Annotated in this window: 12 protein-coding genes and 4 pseudogenes; 6 read left to right on the top strand and 10 right to left on the bottom strand. The window is 46.6% G+C overall.

Going from position 1 to position 19,675, the window contains the following annotated elements:
* Positions 1-511: 511 nt before the first annotated feature.
* The 3 genes from CI959_RS20450 to CI959_RS20440 form a co-directional block, all read right to left on the bottom strand.
* Positions 512-1,246, bottom strand: coding sequence for a YitT family protein (locus CI959_RS20450; RefSeq protein WP_226766746.1), 735 nt, complete (start codon positions 1,244-1,246; stop codon positions 512-514).
* A 238-nt stretch (positions 1,247-1,484) separates the two neighbouring features.
* Complete coding sequence (locus CI959_RS20445) at positions 1,485-2,051, bottom strand: 6-carboxytetrahydropterin synthase (protein WP_008779560.1); 567 nt, start codon at positions 2,049-2,051, stop codon at positions 1,485-1,487.
* Positions 2,052-2,508: 457 nt separating this feature from the next.
* Positions 2,509-3,426, bottom strand: coding sequence for a DMT family transporter (locus CI959_RS20440; RefSeq protein WP_029257237.1), 918 nt, complete (start codon positions 3,424-3,426; stop codon positions 2,509-2,511).
* A 132-nt stretch (positions 3,427-3,558) separates the two neighbouring features.
* On the opposite strand from CI959_RS20440, the pseudogene CI959_RS21975 reads away from it, so the two are divergent.
* Positions 3,559-3,900 (top strand): annotated as a pseudogene (locus CI959_RS21975) (DUF4372 domain-containing protein).
* A gap of 58 nt (positions 3,901-3,958) precedes the next feature.
* On the top strand, positions 3,959-4,303 hold the full coding sequence (locus tag CI959_RS21970; RefSeq protein ID WP_232282408.1) for a transposase: 345 nt from the start codon (positions 3,959-3,961) through the stop codon (positions 4,301-4,303).
* Between the two features lie 692 nt (positions 4,304-4,995).
* On the opposite strand, the pseudogene CI959_RS21655 reads toward CI959_RS21970, so the two are convergent.
* Positions 4,996-5,569, bottom strand: a pseudogene (locus CI959_RS21655) (SusC/RagA family protein); the annotation flags it as partial.
* Positions 5,570-5,971: 402 nt separating this feature from the next.
* Between CI959_RS21655 and CI959_RS20425 the strand changes: the two are divergent.
* The gene (locus CI959_RS20425; protein WP_009274855.1) at positions 5,972-6,928 is read left to right on the top strand and encodes a site-specific integrase; all 957 of its coding nucleotides are present in this window, start codon (positions 5,972-5,974) and stop codon (positions 6,926-6,928) included.
* 564 nt (positions 6,929-7,492) lie between these two features.
* Here the strand turns inward: CI959_RS20425 and CI959_RS20420 are convergent.
* From CI959_RS20420 to CI959_RS20400, 5 genes and pseudogenes are all read right to left on the bottom strand, one after another.
* Positions 7,493-7,900: a hypothetical protein gene (locus CI959_RS20420; RefSeq protein WP_010185011.1), complete on the bottom strand. Its 408-nt coding sequence runs from the start codon at positions 7,898-7,900 to the stop codon at positions 7,493-7,495.
* Between the two features lie 130 nt (positions 7,901-8,030).
* Positions 8,031-10,350: pseudogene (locus CI959_RS20415) on the bottom strand (TonB-dependent receptor).
* Positions 10,351-10,403: 53 nt separating this feature from the next.
* The gene (locus CI959_RS20410) at positions 10,404-10,886 is read right to left on the bottom strand and encodes a DUF4625 domain-containing protein (protein ID WP_008779565.1); all 483 of its coding nucleotides are present in this window, start codon (positions 10,884-10,886) and stop codon (positions 10,404-10,406) included.
* Between the two features lie 22 nt (positions 10,887-10,908).
* A complete protein-coding gene (locus CI959_RS20405; RefSeq protein ID WP_008779566.1) occupies positions 10,909-12,024 on the bottom strand; it encodes a DUF4625 domain-containing protein in 1,116 nt (371 codons plus the stop codon).
* Between the two features lie 76 nt (positions 12,025-12,100).
* A pseudogene (locus CI959_RS20400) lies at positions 12,101-13,201 on the bottom strand (TonB-dependent receptor); the annotation flags it as partial.
* Position 13,202: 1 nt separating this feature from the next.
* Between CI959_RS20400 and CI959_RS20395 the strand changes: the two are divergent.
* Positions 13,203-13,850 (top strand): sensor histidine kinase KdpD, encoded by a 648-nt coding sequence (locus CI959_RS20395; RefSeq protein ID WP_226766744.1) that lies wholly within the window; start codon positions 13,203-13,205, stop codon positions 13,848-13,850.
* Between the two features lie 47 nt (positions 13,851-13,897).
* Here the strand turns inward: CI959_RS20395 and CI959_RS20390 are convergent, their stop codons facing one another.
* Positions 13,898-15,148 (bottom strand): TonB-dependent receptor, encoded by a 1,251-nt coding sequence (locus CI959_RS20390; RefSeq protein WP_057316999.1) that lies wholly within the window; start codon positions 15,146-15,148, stop codon positions 13,898-13,900.
* A 296-nt stretch (positions 15,149-15,444) separates the two neighbouring features.
* On the opposite strand from CI959_RS20390, the gene CI959_RS20385 reads away from it, so the two are divergent.
* Positions 15,445-16,695 (top strand): exonuclease SbcCD subunit D C-terminal domain-containing protein, encoded by a 1,251-nt coding sequence (locus CI959_RS20385; protein ID WP_057317000.1) that lies wholly within the window; start codon positions 15,445-15,447, stop codon positions 16,693-16,695.
* On the top strand, positions 16,692-19,673 hold the full coding sequence (locus CI959_RS20380) for an AAA family ATPase (protein WP_095231525.1): 2,982 nt from the start codon (positions 16,692-16,694) through the stop codon (positions 19,671-19,673). Before CI959_RS20385 ends, CI959_RS20380 begins: the two co-directional genes overlap by 4 nt.
* Positions 19,674-19,675: the final 2 nt, after the last annotated feature.

The following is a 19,675-nucleotide window of genomic DNA, read 5'->3' as shown; positions in this document are numbered from 1 at the left end:
TTAAATAAGTTCGGCCCACTCGAATCATTTAGCTCTTTGACATTTTAAAAAAAAGGATATCATTATAAGCGGCTGATTCCAAAAGGTATAACTTTCAATATACCTGTAGCCGTCATACTTATCTACAATGTGTCTGTACTTGTGCGCTGCCAAGAAACTTGACTGATCAGGTAAAAACATATTTGTCTTTATACATAACTGCCTGAGTATGATCACAAAGATAATTTCAAATCAGCGTGCCATCAAAACGTTTGCGACAAATTGAAATTCAATAAATTCAGAGAACTACTATGTTTTTCGAAAAGACGCTTATAATTAAATTGTTATTTTAGATTTTCAATAGTCTAATACAAGCCTCTGAGAAATAAATATTTTGGGGAATATTTGCGTAACAGCGATAGCGAATTAGCAACCGTGCAACTTTCGGCAGTCTGCAATGCTGTGCCGTCAAATAACTCTTTTGGCCACAACTATAAGTTTTCTACTAAAATATTAACGTCCGATCAAAATATCACCGAATCTTATCGCAAATGCACCGGGCCAGACCATAAATATATCGGCGGAATCCGGGACGATAGTAGAGTAATCGACTGAACCATTCAAGATGCTTGTCGAATAATTTCACCATAATTCCTACAATAATCATGGATATAAGAGTACCTGCACCAACTACCTGCCATTGCCATGTACCAAAGTAGAAATACCCCCAAGCTACTGCTATAACAACCAGAGAGATATCAACCATGATTTTAGCTTTGGCAAATGGAATATCGGTAGCTTTGCCAACTGCTACTACAATACCCTCACCTGGCATAGTGACTGAGCCGCATCGTATCTCTAAAGAGATGCCTACGGCAAGCAGCACGCACCCCATTAATTGTACCGCCACTTTCCATAATATGGTATTACATACTATGATTGATGTAAGCCACATATTAACATCTAATAGGAAACCGAATACAAAGCCAATAATGAATTGAAAAAATTGCATCCGTGGGAAACCTCGGCGGAGGATGAGAACCTGAAGCCCGATGAAAAGAATGTTCATTATGTATGTATATTCTCCAATCGTAAATTGAGGAGCCATGCCAGCTTCTCCCGCGAGTGTCATAACAAACGGGATGGTAGCAATCACACTACTGCCAAAGTTTGACCGTACACAGAGTGCTACTCCACATGCCATTATGAACAAAGACACGATGAGCAATAAATGTTGCCATGAAAACGAGATGATTCTTTCTTTCATGAAAAAAATAAAATTTGACTGCATAATGTCGTTGATTATAAGGAATTTATAAAATTCCTCGATTTAGATATAACAAAATATTGACAACTATAAAACCTTCTGACATCCATTATCTATTACTATATGACATCCTGCTCTATTTTATAATCTCACCATGTCTTTATTTTATATTCATGAATATAGCAAGAAAAACAAGCAACACAGTCCAACATCATTGGACTGTGTTACCGGATATGATTTATTTCCTGTATCCGCATTTAGGACATACACCTTCCTCATTATTCAGCGCCACACCACATAACGGACAACACTCTATGTTATGCTTGGTCGAAAATTCGGCAGATCCAGCATTCACACCACTGGTGAACGTGATTTTCGCAATGTTCAACTTGTCTTTTAACAAGTCATACACGATTTTAATCATGCCCTCCACGGTCATGGTCTCTTTGGTTACCACCAAGCGGGCTTCGGGATAAGCCGTAGCCAGTTCTGTCTTGAAGGCTTCGCCTTTCATCTTGTTTTGCGGATGACCGTTTTTAATACCTTGTTTCTCATATACGTCAAGTATGACAGGTAATAACGGGTCATCCTTGCGGAGTACCAAGGCATGGTCGAAATTTTTTAATACTTCCCATGCCACTTTTTGGATCTCGTTGCAGGGGTAAACCATGTTCACGCCCTCGTTGATTGTGTCCTCCACTTCAATGGTCAACACGCCTGTGTGCCCATGGAGATACTGCGCTTCACCCTGGAAGCCATAGAACCGATGTGCATATTGCAATTCGAATGTCGTAATACTTCTCATATTAATATTGGTTATTATTTTCACTGCGACAAAAGCAATGAATATTGTTATAATAAACTTCTATGTCAGACTATTCCAAACCAAAAGAACCAGGTCCTATCTGCATTTGATCTATCAGCTTTTAGAAACCAAGAATCTTAATATCTCCATGGAATAATCTTTGTTATCTATTTAATAGTTATATGCAAAGTTCGGAAATCGTGACTATTACTCCATATTCCAAATGGGACTATATTTGGTTTATTACGACATAAATTATACATTTTAGTTTCTTATTTAAAATTTAACAGATTATAGCCAATCTATTCAAATCTATGATTATCTATTGTTTCATTCAGGAATAAGTAAAAAGGAGTGTTTTCTTGATGGGAAGAAAACGAAAAACATTGTTTGAATCTCAAATTTATCACCAAGTGTGGTCTGCATATGATTATAGTAATAATAAAATAAACAGAACTCAATCCGCTTGCTTTTTTATAGCAGTACTGTTTTGAGGACGGGAGTTTCTGGTAGCCAGATATACACCCGAGAGAACCAAGACGATTCCGCCTATCGCGACTGGGGTCACCTCCTCATGTAGGAATATAGTCGCCCCAACCGTTGTGGCAAGAGGATTCAGATAAAGATAGTTGGATGCCTGTATCGTCCCCAGTTGTTTTACGACAATATTCCACAACAGATAACAGGCAGACGAAGCTATGACACCTAAAAAAAGGAGATTGCTCCACACTTCACTGTCCAGCAATACAGCAGGCTTTGTCAATGAAGGCAGAAAAAGGAAAGTGGGCAGAATTGTTATTATGCCATAGAAAAATATTTTTCTGGTGATGAAAGCCGGAGAATATTTCCGGGTGAGACTCCGAATGACAAGGCTGTAAAACGCCCATGACAGGGAAGCCAGAAGAGTCAGTAAATCACCCAAAGGTGATATCCGGAGAATGAAACTTCCGTTGAATATCAGCAAGCCCACACCCAACAGAGCGACAATAGATCCGTATATGAAACCTCTTGAGACCTTTTCCGTCCGAACGGACAATACGGTCAGAACAGCTGTCAATAGCGGGGCCGTACATATGATGAAAGAAACATTTGACGCCTGTGTCAGCCCCAGTGCCATGTTCTGTAAAAAGAAGAACAGGGAACCACCCAATACTCCGCCACCCGCCAGGCATAGCTCATCTTTCAGATTACGGGCAAAAAAACTATGGGAGGAGATAGGACACACAGCAACATAAGCCAGCAAAAAACGGAAGAGGAAAATCTCCTGGGGAGACAGACCATGAACTATTAGAACCTTGGTGGAAATAAAAGTCATTCCCCATACCACGACGACCATAACAGCGGTCAGATGATAAAATATATGTTTCATTGCAATTAAAATATCATTAGGGTCCACTAAAAAAACGCAATAGTTATTTGAAATACTTGAAATATAATTTGTTATAGAGGTCTTCCGAGAGAACGGATTTGAAACTGTAGATTTGCATCATACTAAATATGATAGCAGATGCATCAAGATCAATACGTTTTCTCACAGTTGGTATCATTCCTTGACCGAAGTAAATTTAATCGCATCGTTGCTAAGTATGGTGGAGACAAATACGTGAAGCACTTCACATGCTGAAATCAACTACTAGCTTTGATGTTCGGGCAACTCTCAAACAGAGGAAGTCTACGCAACCTTATTATTGCATTGGAAGCCCATCAAGGGAAAACATACCATTTAGATCTTGGGAAAAATGTAACCAGGAGCAATTTATCCAAAGCGAATCAAAATAGAGACTACCGTATTTTTGAATCTCTTGCTTATTACATGGTTGTAACAGGCACAAAAAAAACTCTAAACTAGTATCTTTAATCTCAGTGGTAATGTTTATGCTTTCGATTCTACAATCATTGACTTGTGTTTGGTTGTATTTTGGTGGGCAAAATTCCGTAAGAAAAAAGGAGGTATTAAAATACATACACTATATGATATAGAAACTCAAATACCTGCATTTTTCCATATAACTACAGTTTCGGTTCATGATAGCAAAGCTATAAATTGGAAACGCCGTTTACCCAGAAATATACTCTCTGATGCAATTGGCGAACTCAGTATTTATAAAAGTACCAAGGACTATCCTACTCACAGACGAAAGGTTTGTTTTTGGGATGAAGAACAAAAACATAAGTTTACATTCCTTACCAATGCTATAGATTTATCTCCGCTACAAATTGCAGAACATTATAAAAAACAAGTGGCGGATTGAACTTTTCTTTAAATGGCTTAAGTAACATATGAAAATAAAGAGATTCTGGGGTAACACAGAGAATACCGTAAGAACACAAATATACTATGCAGTCATTGCCTATTGCCTTGTAGCAATTATTCAGCATGATATGGAAATTGTAAACCACTTATGAGATTCTTCAGACCCTGAGCATATCACTAACAGATAAAACCAAACTTAGAGACCTCTTTGACAAAACTCATTTCAATAATGACAAAGAACGATGCGGTTTTAGTAAACCAAGTTTATTTAATTTTTAACTGTCCGCTTTTTAGTGGACAATAATGTTCAAGCATATTTAATTCTGATGTACATACTTTTTTGCTTACAGACAAATTGATACATTCCGGACGAATATCCCGGCTCCTTGGAACAGACTTCCATCCATACCAGTCTGTATGACAACAGGCTTTTTCAATCCACACCAGTTCAAGGCATAAGGCCCAAAAGTATATAATATATACTGCCATATAGTTTGCCGAATGTAAAGAAAAGCAATCCGACTTTAACATATTCACGTTAAAGCGGTGCAAAAATAAGAAAATAATGAAAGGTAAACACAGATGGGGTCAGGTATTTTCATACATTGTCTCAACTATAGTAGATATTGTCTGTTTTAATAGACTTGAGATATACATAACCTATTCCGGAGTGTTGAGAAGCTCGAACTACCCTGTCACAGGATTGTAGAAGAGGGCAAGCTGGTACAGCTTTCCATAGGCTCCACTGTTGCTGGCCCTGTATATGGATGCAAAATTCAGCCATCCTTTTACCTAAAGTTTCTAATAGATGCCCATCTGGTCCTAGGAGTCCATGATGTTGAAAGTCTGGTAATTGGGTTTCAACCGGGTTGTGAATTCACCGGTGTAGGAAAAACTGCTGTTTCCCTGCTTGCCTTTCTTGGTCGTGATCACAAATACTCTGACCATGGCTTTAGCTCTATAAATGGATGTGGCGGATCCGTCTTTCAGAATCTGGAAGCTTTCTATGTCGTCGGGATTCAGTCCTGCTATGCACACGTTTTTTGGGTGCTGCACCAAAGGCGCCCGAAATATTCTGGATGGACACACCAGCGGAACGTCCCTCCAGCCCCCTGCTTATGTCGGCCATACCATCGATTTTGACATCCGAAGCGGAGAGTTTATCTGCCGCACCAGTAAATAACCGTTTGTTTGTAGCAACCATACCGGTAACCACCACTTCCTCTAGCATCCCAGAACTGGCTTCTTTTTCAGGAGAAGACAATAGATCCTTTTACAGACTGTAACTTATCATCTTTCCAATGATCCCGACAGGATGAATAAACTTTCCTAGTTTAATTCCATTGATGTATATAAGTTTGTAGCCTTCTTGCTGAAAGCAGGTAAGGTTAGGAGATAACATTTAATATTTTAAGACTTATGGCAACAGTTAAAACAGTATTAGTAAAAGGAAGAAGTACTCGAAACGGCAGATTCCCCTTGGTCGTACAGGTGCTTCACAAAAGAAAGAAAAAAGTTGTTTATACAGGGCTTCAGCGTTGCGGAAAGCCTGTTCGACCCGACCATCGGGCGCATCATTAACGATGGGAAAAGCGACCCGGAACTCATCAGAAGAATTAATAGTAAATGTGAGGGGATCTCAAGAACATTGTTAAAGTCTGTTTCTATGACAGAAAAGAAATTATGTGTTTACGAGATAGAGGATGTATTCAAGACTTATGACTTACTGACACATGGCACAGGCTTTTATTCCTATATTTCCGATAAAATAAGGGAGCTTCGCCAAAGTGGGCATGAGGGAACGGCACGCGCATACAATTCCAGCCTAAGTTCGATGAAAAAATTTTTAGGCAGCAGGGATTTTCCATTCAACAAACTCTCACCCCAGGTGATAACCATGTATCACAAACAACTGCTCGCTTCGGGAGTATGTGAGAATACTATCTGTTTTTATCTGCATAACATCAAAGCTCTCTATCGGAAAGGTTGTCAGGAGATGGGGTTGGAACAGCCTTCCCCGTTTCGTGAGGTACACTTTAAAACAGAGAAAACCGTCAAACGGTGTCTGGAAACGGATGTAATCAAAAAAGTATCCAGACTGGAACTGGAGGAGGGAAGTACGGTATCTCTTGCACGGGATATCTTCATGTTCAGTTTTTATACTCGTGGAATGTCATTCGTTGATATTGCACTGCTGAAGAAAGCAGATCTTTTCCCGGATGAAATTTGTTACCGACGCCATAAGACCGGGCAGTTGATGCGAGTTGGGATGAACCGGCAAATCATTCGGATTCTGACCAAATACGAGAATACCGTGGGAGAATATGTCTTTCCTTTATTTACAGAAGAGCAAGAACCGTATGCAGGATATAAAAATGCCTATCACAAGATTCGTTATGCCTTAAAGAAAATCTCCTGCTCTCTTGGATTGTCAACTCCATTACGACTTCATGCTGCACGGCACTCATGGGCCACTATAGCCAAAGAGCACGGTATTCCGGTCCATATTATAGGAGAATGCCTAGGGCATATGTCGGAGGAGACGACCCGTATCTATCTGAAGGATCTGGATCGTTCCGTACTCGATGACGTCAATAATCAAATAGCCGAGATTGTTGGATGACAAGTTTATATTTTTTATTTATGACACATTATTTATGAAAAATTTCTATATTTGCCTTCATATTTTCCACTTTCTATGTGAGAGAGTGGAAACGGTGAGAATGTATGATTAAAGTGACGAAGTTATGGGTCATGAAAAAAAACAATTGCGGATAGGAGGATTTTCGCATTCATTTTTATGTCGGGTAATGTTGACTAATACTAATAAAAAAATGGTATTATGAGGTATTTATCCCATTTTAATATATTCCGTTGATTTCATACTGTCATTATTATAAATAACATTATATAACTCTGATTATCAAACTAAAATTCCACCTGTTACTAACAGAGGGTAACAAAATAGTAACAAAAAACGAAGAAATCGCTTTGTGGTGGGCTTTATGTGTAAAGGTAACAAAAGCCCTCTAACCATAAAAGCAAAACTGGCGAAAAGAAGAATACTGTCTTTTTTCTCTTTTCGCCAGCATATTTATCATGCAGTCAATGCAAACAGATTTAGTTTGTTTTGGATATATAGATAAAAGTATAAACCAAACTCTATTTGGCAAAGACTAGTAAGATATCAATTTTCTTTTTCTTTTTGATTAAAGATAAAAGAAGAAAAAACATCCCCCGCAGTAGGAGTAACAGACAGACACCTACTTAGATTGCCGTCATTGGGAGAAATAACAACTATCATTGCATTTTTGCGTATTTCAATAGAACTCCACATGCCTTTTGCAGCACTTCCAACAGTACTGTCCGTTTCAATTTGCACACCGTCCTCAAACACAGATGATAACCAAAAAGTAGCATAATTATTACAGAACAACGTATAAGTTCCTCCACTTTCCGGAACTGCTATGTGATCCTTTTTAAGATATGCTGAAGTATCTACCTCCCATTCCATTGGCTCCCAATCCCCGTCTTTACTTGTACAGGACAAAAAGGCAATAGTATATATAATCAAACATAAACATTTTTTCATCATGATATTACAGAGTATTCAAGATTATATTTATAATTGTTAGAATTCTCACTACAAGTAATTTCCGGGTCTTTTATTTCAGCTCCACTATTGGTATCAAGGATTTTGCTTAAATAATAACCATTGTAGCTGATCAATAACTGATTTTAGCCCCTACGAAATAACTTCTCGGAAGCGACGGTCCGTAGATGTACCCTGAATCGCGGTTCCAGCCTTTGTCGAAGTCATCTTGATAAGCGTTCGTGAGGTTTTGCACCCCAGCATTCACCTGCAGGGTGATGGACTTATAGACAGGAATATCATACGCTACTTTCAAGTTTAACGTGAAGAATTCGGGAGTATTGAGAGCCACCGGTTCACGTATACCCAGACCATTTTCTATACCGGCACGCCCCACAAGCATACTGCCTGTATAAGTTCCGGAAAAAGAAGCAGACAAACGTTTCAGCGGATGGATGGTTGCCGTGAAAAGCCATACAAATCGGGCGTACGCAACATCTTTTTCTCTTTCGGAGCGTCCTCATCCCATTCCACCGATTGGTCGTAGCGACTTTTCTGTAAAGTCACTCCGGCTTGCAGCTCCAACCAGGAGGCATAGGCCGCCTTGCCTTCGATGTTTAGCCCGTATACTTTGGCACCGTATGCGTTGTAACGTTCCTGCACCTCATTTCCTTGAGCATCCGGCTGCGCTAGTTTGCGGGTAGAGAAGACATCGTTTAAATCCGTATAGAAGCCTTCTATCAAAAGATTTGTCTGCACATTCCCGAAGGTATGATACAGGTCAGCGGAAACGCTGAAACTGTTCGAACGCTCTTCCTTCAGATTGTCTGCCAGGCGTGTCACTAACCGTTCGCCGCCCACCAGGCTGACGTGTAAGTCTTCGTCGAAAGCTTGCGGGGCACGGAAGCCTCCGGCATAGCTGGCACGCAGGTTGATGCTACGGTTAGGATTGAAACGCAAGTTGGCTCGGGGCGAAAAGATGACATGGTCTACCAAGTTATGCTTGTCCAGGCGCCCTCCAACGAGGAGGCTCCACCGTTCGTTCTTCCATTCGTTTTGCAGATAGGTGCCAGCTATGCGCACTTTCTGTTTCATATATCTTTCGTAACCTATCACTTCATCTTCCAGGCCATCGTAGTTGTATTCGGCACCGAGGGTGAGGTCAGACGGCATGAAGAGTAGCTTGCCGAAAGAGTGCGCCACCTACCAGAGTAAGGTCACTGGTGGTGCCGTAGGCTTTTTCCGCATTCTCCTTATCCTCCTCGGTAATGCCTTCTCCGGTGCCGCCATAGTAACTTTTCCTTGCCGTGTTTTGAAAGGAGAAGTAGACATTGAGGTGGTTTTTCTCGTCGGGAGAGAAATAATCGTAGCTCAGGCCACCGCCGTTGATGTTATGTTCGATTTGTTCGGCGATATTAGCCTCGTGAGCGGGAAGTTTTAGGAGATTTCCTCCACGTCGGAACTCATTGATACCATGATACTGCAAGGTCAGCTTGGAATAAGGATTAAGGCGGAGAAAGGAGCGAACGCCGATGGTCTGATTGCGCAGGTTGGGGAGTTCGGTATATCCGTCGCCATCGTTATCGTAGCCCGAGCGATAGCGGTTCTGTCCGTAGACGTAGAATCCCGCTTTGTTGTCTTCCGTTACCAAGGAGGCATTCAACGTCGTGTTGTTCTCGAAAGAACAGCTTCCACCAATAGACATCAGCGAATGGGCAAGCTCGGCGGAGTTACGGGTGGGCTCCTTGGTAATGATATTGATGGTTCCCCCGATGGCGGATGCGCCGAACAGGGCCGATCCACCTCTGCGTACCACCTCTACACGTTCTATCATGTTAGCCGGGATTTGTTCCAAGCCGTACATACCTGTCAGTGCTGAGAAGATGGGACGCGAGTCCATCAATATCTGCGAATAATGCCCATCCAATCCATTGATACGCACCTGGGTGAAGCCACAGTTCTGGCAGTTGTCCTCCACGCGGACACCCGGCTGGAAGCTCAGCCCTTGTGCTAGGCAGGTGGCGTGGGTGGATTCGAACAGTTTCGTATCCATCACGTTAACAAGACTGGGGGCTACCCACCGCATGGTCGCAGTGCGGTTGGCAGAGACTACCACTTCGTCGAGGGCGATGTTGTCCGCCTCCAGCTCGAAGTTCACTTCCTGCGTGGAGTTCTTCTGCACGGTTATTTCTTTGTGCAGCGTGAGATAGCCGATGTATTTCACTTCGATGGTAAGTGTACCCACGGGGAGGTTCTTCAGGAAATAATGCCCAGTTGCGTCGGTGGTGGTGCCAATGGTGGTGCCTTTCACCCAAAGGTTGATGTAAGGGAGATGTTCACCCAGTAGCTTTGTCTTTTACGTGTCCATAGACGTTGGCATCCGTGTCTCTCGGAGACTGGTTATCAGCTGACGCAAGGCTGGCAAAGGCCAGTTGCAGTGTAAGGACCCTCATGAGGGTCCATACTTTATAAAGCGATAAATGTTTCATCATTCTTCATTATTTAATTAATTGTTATCTGAAATCTTTATGTTGACAGCTTTCAATTGCTGCCAGCCCGAGCGGTCAGTCACTCTTATCATGAAGTGGTAGTCACCCGGGTCGATGTCCGCAGGAATGGGGATATTCACATGGGCATCGTATAGCGGGGAATTTCCGGGTATGGGAAAATCCTGATTGTACACCCAGGGATGCACGGGGAGTTTCTTTTCGTCCAACGGACAGTCTCCTGCTTCGGTGCTGTGGCTGTGGTGGTCGAAATTATTGTGTATCTCGATGTTGTAGCTACCCAATGCATCGTTATCCGTAAAAGTATACCGGAAAGGAATTTCTTCTCCTGTCCGATATACCTGGCAGTTGAGCGGCGATGCGCTGTCGCCGGATTCGATGAGCGGCTTGTCCAGGTCTTTCCCGTCCCCGTCCTCCTCGCTGCAAGCGGCAAGGAGGAGGCAGAACAGGCCGCACGCCAACCAATAGTTGTTTCTTGACATGATACTTATGTATTTTCGGATTCTACTTTTCTGCAAGGGTGAATTCTTCCTTGAAAATCTTGTTCGCCCCTTGGGCATATTCCACACGGAGTTCAAGAATATATTCGCCTGCCGTTGCATACCGGCCTTTATCGTCTTTGGTTTCCAGTTTCTTGTTGAATGTATATTCTTTCAATCCTCCTTTGGAGAATTCATCGGCGAGCGTACTGTTAAAGAAATATTCACTCGGAGCAGATTCCTTATAAATACGCAGGCGGATAGAATACAAATCATCCTGCGCCTTGACAGTGAATTTAGTCAGGATGTCAGAAGCGGTAGCCGAGCGGCCGGTTCCTATTTCAACCCCCTGCAATTCCACATTGCTTTTCTTGAATTGGACACCCTCCAGTGGGTTTTCCGATACTTCTCCATTCTTGTCGTATACATTGAAGTGCATGTGGTAATCTCCTGCAGGGGCATCATCCGGAATTACAATGTGTTTATGCTGGCCTTCCGTACCCCATTCCTTTTCACCGTTGAAGGTGTAGGTGGTATCCAGTTCAAAGGCCCGAGTGCCTTCTTCATTGTGGATAAAGACAGCGATTTTTTCAATTCCGTTTTCTGCTTTGATATGGGCGGATACCATCGGCTTGGTGCCTACATAACTAATCTTGTTCTCCGAGAAATCATGCGACGCTCCGAACTTTAAGTCTTCTACCGTGATATGTGCAGCGGCAGCTTTCACAGCCAGTTCCGATTGCGCCATCTCCGTTTGCCCCAGCTGGTCGGTTACGGTGAAATGCAGATGATAGGCTCCGGCAGGCGCTTCGGCAGGGATGTCGATGTGCTCGTGGAAAGTGGTGTTCTTCACTCCGATGTACTTTCCTTCGGTAAACGACTTTTCGATGCGGAACTCGCCGCCCTCTTCCTGATGGATTTCGATGTCGATACGCTTTATCCTGTTCTCGGCTGTAATCTCGCCCTCCAGGTGAAGGTCGCTTCCGGCAATGGCGGTCTTACTGTTCTCTTCGCCCACTTCGTTCAAGGCGACAACCGGTTTTCCTACGTTTTTATCTTCTTCATTGTCATCGCAGGCGGAGAAGGTAAACATGCACAAACTCAGCAGCAACACAGCTGCCATGAATAAACTCTTTTTCATAATCTTCTTTGTTTTTAGAGGGAAGGCACTTGGATGTACTCGCATGCCTTTCCATTATTTGTTAATGAATTATTATTTAAAAATCAAATCCTATCAGCAGAGAGAAATTACGTCCCGGCTCCGGCACGTCTATCAGCCGGTAATAACTGGTATGGTCGTAATATTTCTTGCCCAGCAGGTTCAGTGCCTGCAAGTTCAGCCGCAGGCGGCACTCTTTCCATGCAAAGACTTTTCCTGCCGACAGGTTCAGTATGCTATATCCGGCAGTAGACTTTTCGGGTGGGACAATCTCATGCTGGTTGCCCACTGTGCGGTAGGCGGCGGAGATAAACCCCGTCTCACCGTCCTCCCCGGAGCCGAAGGTGTACTTCAACTCCACATCCGCACTCCAGGGTGGCGAGAAGGGCAGGGTGTATCCTTTCTTGTTGCCGGAGAGTTGCTCCGCATAGAGGTATTCCCCTTTCACCACGGCTTCCAGACGGCGAAGGAAGCGGTAACGGATGTCCGCCTCGACCCCGTAGCGGATCACCCGGCTTTGCGTGTAATAATACGTCTGCAAGCCCTCGGTGTAGGCCGAAGTGGGGTTCAGGTAGATGTAGTTGGGGAAATAGTTCACGTAGGAGTCCAGCCGGATATCGAGCGCTTCGTTGTGCCAGTAGATTCCTGCATCGAACTGGTAGGATTCTTCGGGCGACAAACCGGCTTCTCCCTTTTCATAACGGAAGATGTGGTAATTTACCCCGTCGGCGCCCAGCTCTTTCGGGATGGGCACGCGGAAGCTTTTCCCGATGTTCGCTTTCCATATCCATGCTCCAGCGGAGTAGTTGACGCCCAGAGACCAGGTGAAGCTGTTGAAAGACCTCCGAAGCCGTGCCGACCGCTCCCGATAGCCGGAATCGCTTCCGGCAACCGGCGTCTTGTACCAGTCGTGATAACTGTGGATGCGAGTTACGACCCTGTTGATACGGATGCCAGCGTTCAGAATTAGGTCGTCGGACAGAAAGTAACGGTCGAAGGCATATCCTCCCCACGAGGTGGTTTCAAAGTCCGGAATAATGAATCCCCATCCGCTACGCCGGTTATGCTGATGCTCTACATTCAGCCCTGCGTTCAAACTGTGCCGTTCAGCTATCAGCGCCTTCATGCCCAGGCTTGCCGTATAGGTGTTCTTGGCGAACATGAGCCATGAGATACGTACGCCGCTGAACTCTATCGTAGGCTTCTCGAACCTGCTGGCCTCGGAGAAGGACTTAGACGAGGCCGACAAGCAGCTGTTTGCCAAGACGATCAATCAGAGCTGCGATCTGTTGTTGGTGCTCATCAATGATATTCTGGAGGTTTCGAGACTTCAATCGGGACAAATGAAATTCGAGAAAGAGAGCTGCTCCGTCAAGGAGTTGGTCGACGATCTTTACCTCGCCCATCAGTTATTGGTCCCCACCCACCTACGATTCTCGAAAGAGGCGGAGGGGGATTTGTTTATCTATACGGATAAAAAGAGACTTTCGCAAGTTATAACCAATTTCTTGACAAACGCTTGTAAATTCACGAATAGCGGATATATAAAGTTGGGATTTAAGCATCTGAGGGGGACGGATGAGGCGGCGATTTTTGTCGAGGATTCCGGGATCGGTCTATCGGAGGAGGAACAAGAGAAGGTATTCAGCCGTTTTTTCAAGCAAGATGAATTCAGCCAAGGGGCCGGTCTAGGGTTGTCTATCTGCCAAGGAATCGTACAAAACTTGGGGGGACGGATAGCGCTGAGTTCTAAGCAGGGAGAAGGAAGCCGCTTCTCGGTCGTGCTGCCGGTATACAAGGGGGGGTAGTGGAGCGGGAAGCGGATGTCTTGCCGACCCTAGACGGGATTCTCATTTTATTCCTCTTTTTGCTCGATTTTTGTGGATTTACCTCTTTGGGTTATAATGACGATAATTCCATTGCTAGCTTTAGGCCCCCATATGGCTGCGTCTGATCCTTTTAGTAAAAATATTTCTTCTATGTCGTTAACAGGGTAATCTAGGATGTCGAAATCGATAAAAGGCGTGTCATCAATCACGACTAGGGGTTTCCCTTCATTTTTTGATCTAAAGGAAGTTATCGCGTCACGGAGTACCGGATAATATTTTTGCTTAACGTTATCGAAGATAAATTTAACCCCGCTAAAGCGAGATAATAACGATTTCATCTCATTTATATGCCACCGTTCTATATCTTGGGAGCTATAAATACGGCTGGAAGCTTGGACGGGCGAATAGAGTCCTTGATTCTGTTTGTCTTTCTTGAATGCCTTGATTTCTACATTCTCCAACTCGATGGTCTTCCATATATCATCCTTTGGCCTTTTATCAGGTTCCGATTGTTCCTGGTCGATTGTTAAAGTCTTGGCCAAAGTATCCAATACGAGATTCTTCCGTATGGAGTCGGTTCCCGGATCGTTCATGATAGGAAGTAGCCTTATCTTGAAGTCCGGAGGCAAAGATTGGAGTGATGAGATATTTTCTAGCTTGAAAAACGGTCGCCCGGAAAGTAGATCGCCATTACTATCGACTAAAAGAAAACTAGACAGGCCGGTCTTGATGTTTTTTTTCTCGAATACGATCCATCTCCTTGAGAAATCCCAAATGTCTTTATAAACGATGGAGTCTTCGGATTGTAACAGTATATATAAAGTGTCTTTAAATTGCAAATGCTCTGGTTTTAAGGCGGAGACTAATATTTGGTCTTCCTTGAAATGTACTTTTATCCCTATTGACAGGGTTGCGGCAGGTAATATAAAGCTTTTTTCTATACCTTCTGTGCTTTTACAGTTCAGATAATAGGTCCTTCCTTCATCTGGGTAAATATTGAAATATCCTAATCCGTTATATAAGGATTTTACGTTTTGTACAATATTACCTCTGTCATCCACGATCTCTCCTGAGATATCTAATGTTCTACCATCTCTGCTTTCTGCCTTGAATGCGACTACGCAGGCGGTATTTAATATCAATCGGCCCCCTTCCGGATAGAATGAGACTGTGTAAGCCTCATTTCCCTCCTTGATATCCGGATTTGATGCGGTCGATTTATCCCCGTGAAGCAATGGGAGAAAGAAAACTAGAACGTTTAGTATCAGATGGTACATGATTTTTATTTAGTTTTTTTATTGATAAACTATGTCATTGCCTTTAGGAAATCTATGATATTCCGTTGCTATGGGAAAAACGGTTGATGATCATTCTTCGCTCTAAATGTAACAAAAGAATTTATAAACTTAGGACTAAAATACATATATTATGATGTATATTGCTGAAATAGACCTGAAAAAGAAGAAACGACAACTTATTCCCTTGACGCGGATATGTCTCTTTGGCTATGTTGACGGCAAAAGAAAGAACCTAGAAAAAAATTGTACCTTTGCTTTTATAAATATGACAATATATGGCATTGAAACTTATCCATACCGCCGACTGGCATCTGGGCCAGACCTTTTTCGGCTACGACCGGGAGGCGGAGCACGAGGCTTTCCTCGGTTTTCTGACAAATCTATTGGTGGAGCGGCAGACGGATGTCCTGTTGATCGCTGGCGATGTGTTCGACGTGACGAACCCTTCCGCGGGGGCGCAACGCCGTTTCTATCGTTTCCTGCGGGAGGCGAACCGCCTGAACCCGGGCTTGCAGATCGTGATCATCGCCGGCAACCACGACTCCGCGATCCGTCTGGAAGCCCCGAATCCCTTGCTGGAGGAATTGAATACCTCGATCGTAGGTATCGTGGGGAGGACGGATTCCGGGGAGATCGACCTCGCCTCGCTCGTCATCCCTTTGAGGAACCGGGCGGGAGAACGGGAGGCGCTTTGCCTGGCGGTGCCTTTCCTCCGCCAAGGAGATTACCCGGCGGCGCCCGAGGGAGAGCTTGATTCGTATGTGGCGGGCATCGGCCGGATGTACCGGCGGCTCTATGCCTATGCGGATGCCCGGAGGAACCCCGGCGAGGCGATCGTAGCCTTGGGACACCTCCACGCTACCGGAGCCGAGTTGTCGGACGACGACCGGAGCGAGCGCGCCATCATGGGAGGTCTGGAGTCCGTATCCGCAGATACCTTCGACGCCGGGATCGCTTATACGGCGCTGGGGCATATCCATAAGGCGCAACGGATCGGCGGGCGCGAGGCGGTACGTTACGCCGGAAGCCCGCTTCCCATGTCGTTCTCGGAGAAGAACTACCGGCATCAAGTGATAGCTGTAGAGATCGAGGAGGGGAAGGTCATGGAGATCGAGGCGATCGGGATCCCTAGAGTCGTGGACTTGATGCGTATACCGGACAGCCCGTTACCACCGGAGGAGGTCTTGCGATGCCTCGCCGGGCTTCCGGAGCCGGAGGAGGGCAGGGAGGACGAGAGCCGCTGGCCTTATTTGGAGATACGGGTCCTGCTGACGGAGCCGGACCCTACGTTCCGCCATCGGGTAGAGGAGGCGTTGGTCGGGAAGGCGGTCCGCCTCACCTCCATCGTTCCTTCGTATCCCCGACGGGAAGGGGAGGCGGAGGAGAGGGCCTTATCGTATAATGATTTGCAAAAGATAGCCCCGCTGGATATGCTGAGGCATACGTTTGCCGCGAGATACGGAGGCGAGTTGCCCGAGGAGATAGAGACATTGTTTAATGAGGTGATGAGGGAGGTTTCTTTATGAGAGTGCTGGCGATCAGAGGACGCAATCTGGCGTCGCTGGAAGGAGAGTTTTCCATTGATTTTACGGAAGAGCCTTTGGCTTCGGCGGGTATCTTCGCTATATCCGGGCCTACGGGGGCGGGAAAATCCACGTTGCTGGATGCCATGTGCCTCGCCCTTTTCTCCCGTACGCCGCGAACGGAGCTGGCGAAGGAGAATAACGTGCGGCTGAGGGACGTGCAAGAGGAGGTGTTGCCGCAAAGCGACCCCCGCTTCCTCTTGCGCCGCGGGACGGCCTCGGGCTATGCCGAGGTGGATTTCGTGGCGCTGAACGGGTGTCGGTATCGCAGCCGTTGGTCGGTATCCCGGGCCCGGGAGAAGGAAAGCGGGCGTTTGCAGTCCGCTCGCCTTACATTATATAATATAGATGCCGGGAAAGAGGAGCCGGGAACCAACAAGGACCTGCAAGCCCGTATCATCGAGCTGATCGGCCTGACTTTCGATCAGTTCACCCGCTCGGTACTCTTGGCCCAGAACGATTTCTCTACCTTCCTGAAAGCGGAGCAGGGCGAGAAGGCCTCCTTGCTGGAAAAACTGACCGGTACGGAGCAATACTCGGAGATCTCCCGCCGGATCTTCGCCAAGAACACCGAGGCGAAGGAGGCCTACGAGCGGCTATACGCCCGCGTACAAGGCATAGAGCTTCTATCGGAGGAGGAGATGGAAGCCTCCCAAACCCGCCTTTCGGTCTTGGAGGGGGAGCTGGCCCGCCTGGAGAAGGCGAGGGTCGAGCGGCAAAGCTTGCGGGAGGCCGTGAAAGCGGCCGAGGTCCAGATCGCCTCGAAGGAAAAACAGCGGGAGGAGAACGCCCGTTTCTTGGAACGGGCGTTGGCATCGCTGGAAACCTCAAGGAAGGAGTATGAGCAAGGAGAGGTGCGATTGGCGAGGACGGATGAGGAATCTAAGGGCTTGCGACTGGAATTGCAACAGGCCCGGAAACTGGACGTGCAACTGGAATCGGCCTTGAAAGCCCGCTCCGAGGCTGATGAACGGATGAAAGACTTCTCCCGGCGGAAGCAGGAGGCGGAAGAGAAACTCCGGAAGGTGGAGGAGCGGCAGAAGAAAGCCTCGGAGGAATGGGACAAGCTGACGGCGTGGCGTGAACGCTACCGGAGCAAGGAGGGGATCGCCGAGCAACTGTCGGCCTTATTGATCCATCTGGATACCTGCCTCACGGCTCGCCGGGCGGTCGAGCGGTCGGACAAGGCCTTGCTAGCCATTCGGCAGAAAATCCAGCGGTTGGAGGTTCGGAGGCAATCCTTGCGGCGGGAAGCGGAGACGCACGCCAAGGAACAGGTAAAGATCGAGGAAGAGCGGAAGTCCGTAGCGCTTGCCCTCAAGGAATTGGAACCGGAGGCTTTGGATCGATCGATCGAGACCTGCCGTACGGAACGGGAGCGTTTATTGTTGGAGCAAGCCCAGTTCGTGACGACTGGCGATATCAAAAGCCTGCGGGACAAGCTGACCGCCGGAACGCCTTGCCCGGTCTGCGGAAGCCTTGAGCATCCTTTCGCCTCTCACGAGGCGCATGAGCGTCTGTTGGCCTTGGCGGATCGCATCTCGGAAGCTACCCTGCGCCTCAAGCGGCTTCTCGACCGGAAAGAACGGCAGGAGGCCTGCGGGAAACAACTCGCCGCCCTGCAACAGAAAGAACTGGAGCTGCATAAACAACTCGCCGCGGACGAGAACGCACGGACGGAATTAAGGAACCAGCTACAATCCCTGTCCGAGCAAATCGACCGGGAAGAACTGGATAAGCGGGAGCAGCAGGAGAAGCTGTCCCAATCCCTATCCGCCGCCAACGCCCTGTTCGGGAACGACGCATGGCAGACGGGCTGGAACAAGGACCCGGAAAGCTTCCGGGAGACCTTGACGGATTTCGCCCGCCAGTGGCAAGCCAACGGGGAACGCTTGCGGGAATTGGAACGGGAGCGGAGCGCCTATAAAGCGGAACGGGAGTCGTACGAGGCTTTCCTCCCTCCCTTGCGTAAGCAGTACGAGGACGCCGCGAAAGCCTACGACGAGAAGAATCAATCCTATACCCGCTTGCGTTCGGAGCGGAGTCTCCTGCTGGGAGGCCAGCCCGCCGACCAGGTGGAACGTACCTTCCACGAACGGGTGGAAGCCTTGAAGAGCCATTTGAAGCAGTTGCAAGAGAGTACGACGAGGCACGCCGGCGAGGTGGAGCAATACCGGGGGGTTACGGAACAGATCAAGAAGGATCTGGCGGAGACTTCCGGTCTCCTTTCCGCACGCCGGCAGGAGCTGGATAACTGGATGGTCGCCTATCAAGAGAACTCCGAGGGGAAGACGCTGGAGGAATCTCTGTCGGAAATGACGGCCCAAAAGTCTGAATGTAGTTTCCGTCTGCGTACGCACGAGGAGAATAAGCGGAAGATAGCCGGCTTCCAGCAAGAGCTCTCGGAGCGGAGGGCGATGAGCGAGCGTTGGGCGAAGCTGAATGAGTTGGCAGGCTCGGCGGATGGCGCCAAGTTCCGTAGGATCGCCCAAGGCTACACCTTGGATGTCTTGTTGAGTTACGCGAATGTGCAATTGCGGCAACTATCCCGGCGTTACCGGTTGGAGCGTGTGCCGGATACCTTGGCTTTGCAGGTGATCGACCAAGATATGTGCGACGAGATCCGTACCGTGCATAGCCTTTCCGGAGGGGAATCTTTCTTGGTCTCGCTGGCCTTGGCGTTAGGCTTGTCCTCGCTCTCCTCGAACCGGATGAAGGTTGAGAGCTTGTTTATCGATGAGGGCTTCGGCTCTTTGGACGCGGAGACGTTGCGGGTCGCTATGGATGCCTTGGAGAGTCTGCGTACGCAAGGGCGCAAGATCGGTGTTATCTCGCACGTACAGGAAATGACGGAACGTATTCCCGTGCAGATTCGGGTGAACCGGGCGGGAAACGGACGGAGTTATCTGGAAGTCATATAGCT

This window comes from Parabacteroides sp. AT13 (assembly GCF_002272965.1).
GTDB lineage: Bacteria > Bacteroidota > Bacteroidia > Bacteroidales > Tannerellaceae > Parabacteroides > Parabacteroides distasonis.
This window is presented reverse-complemented; position numbering and strand designations above follow the sequence as displayed.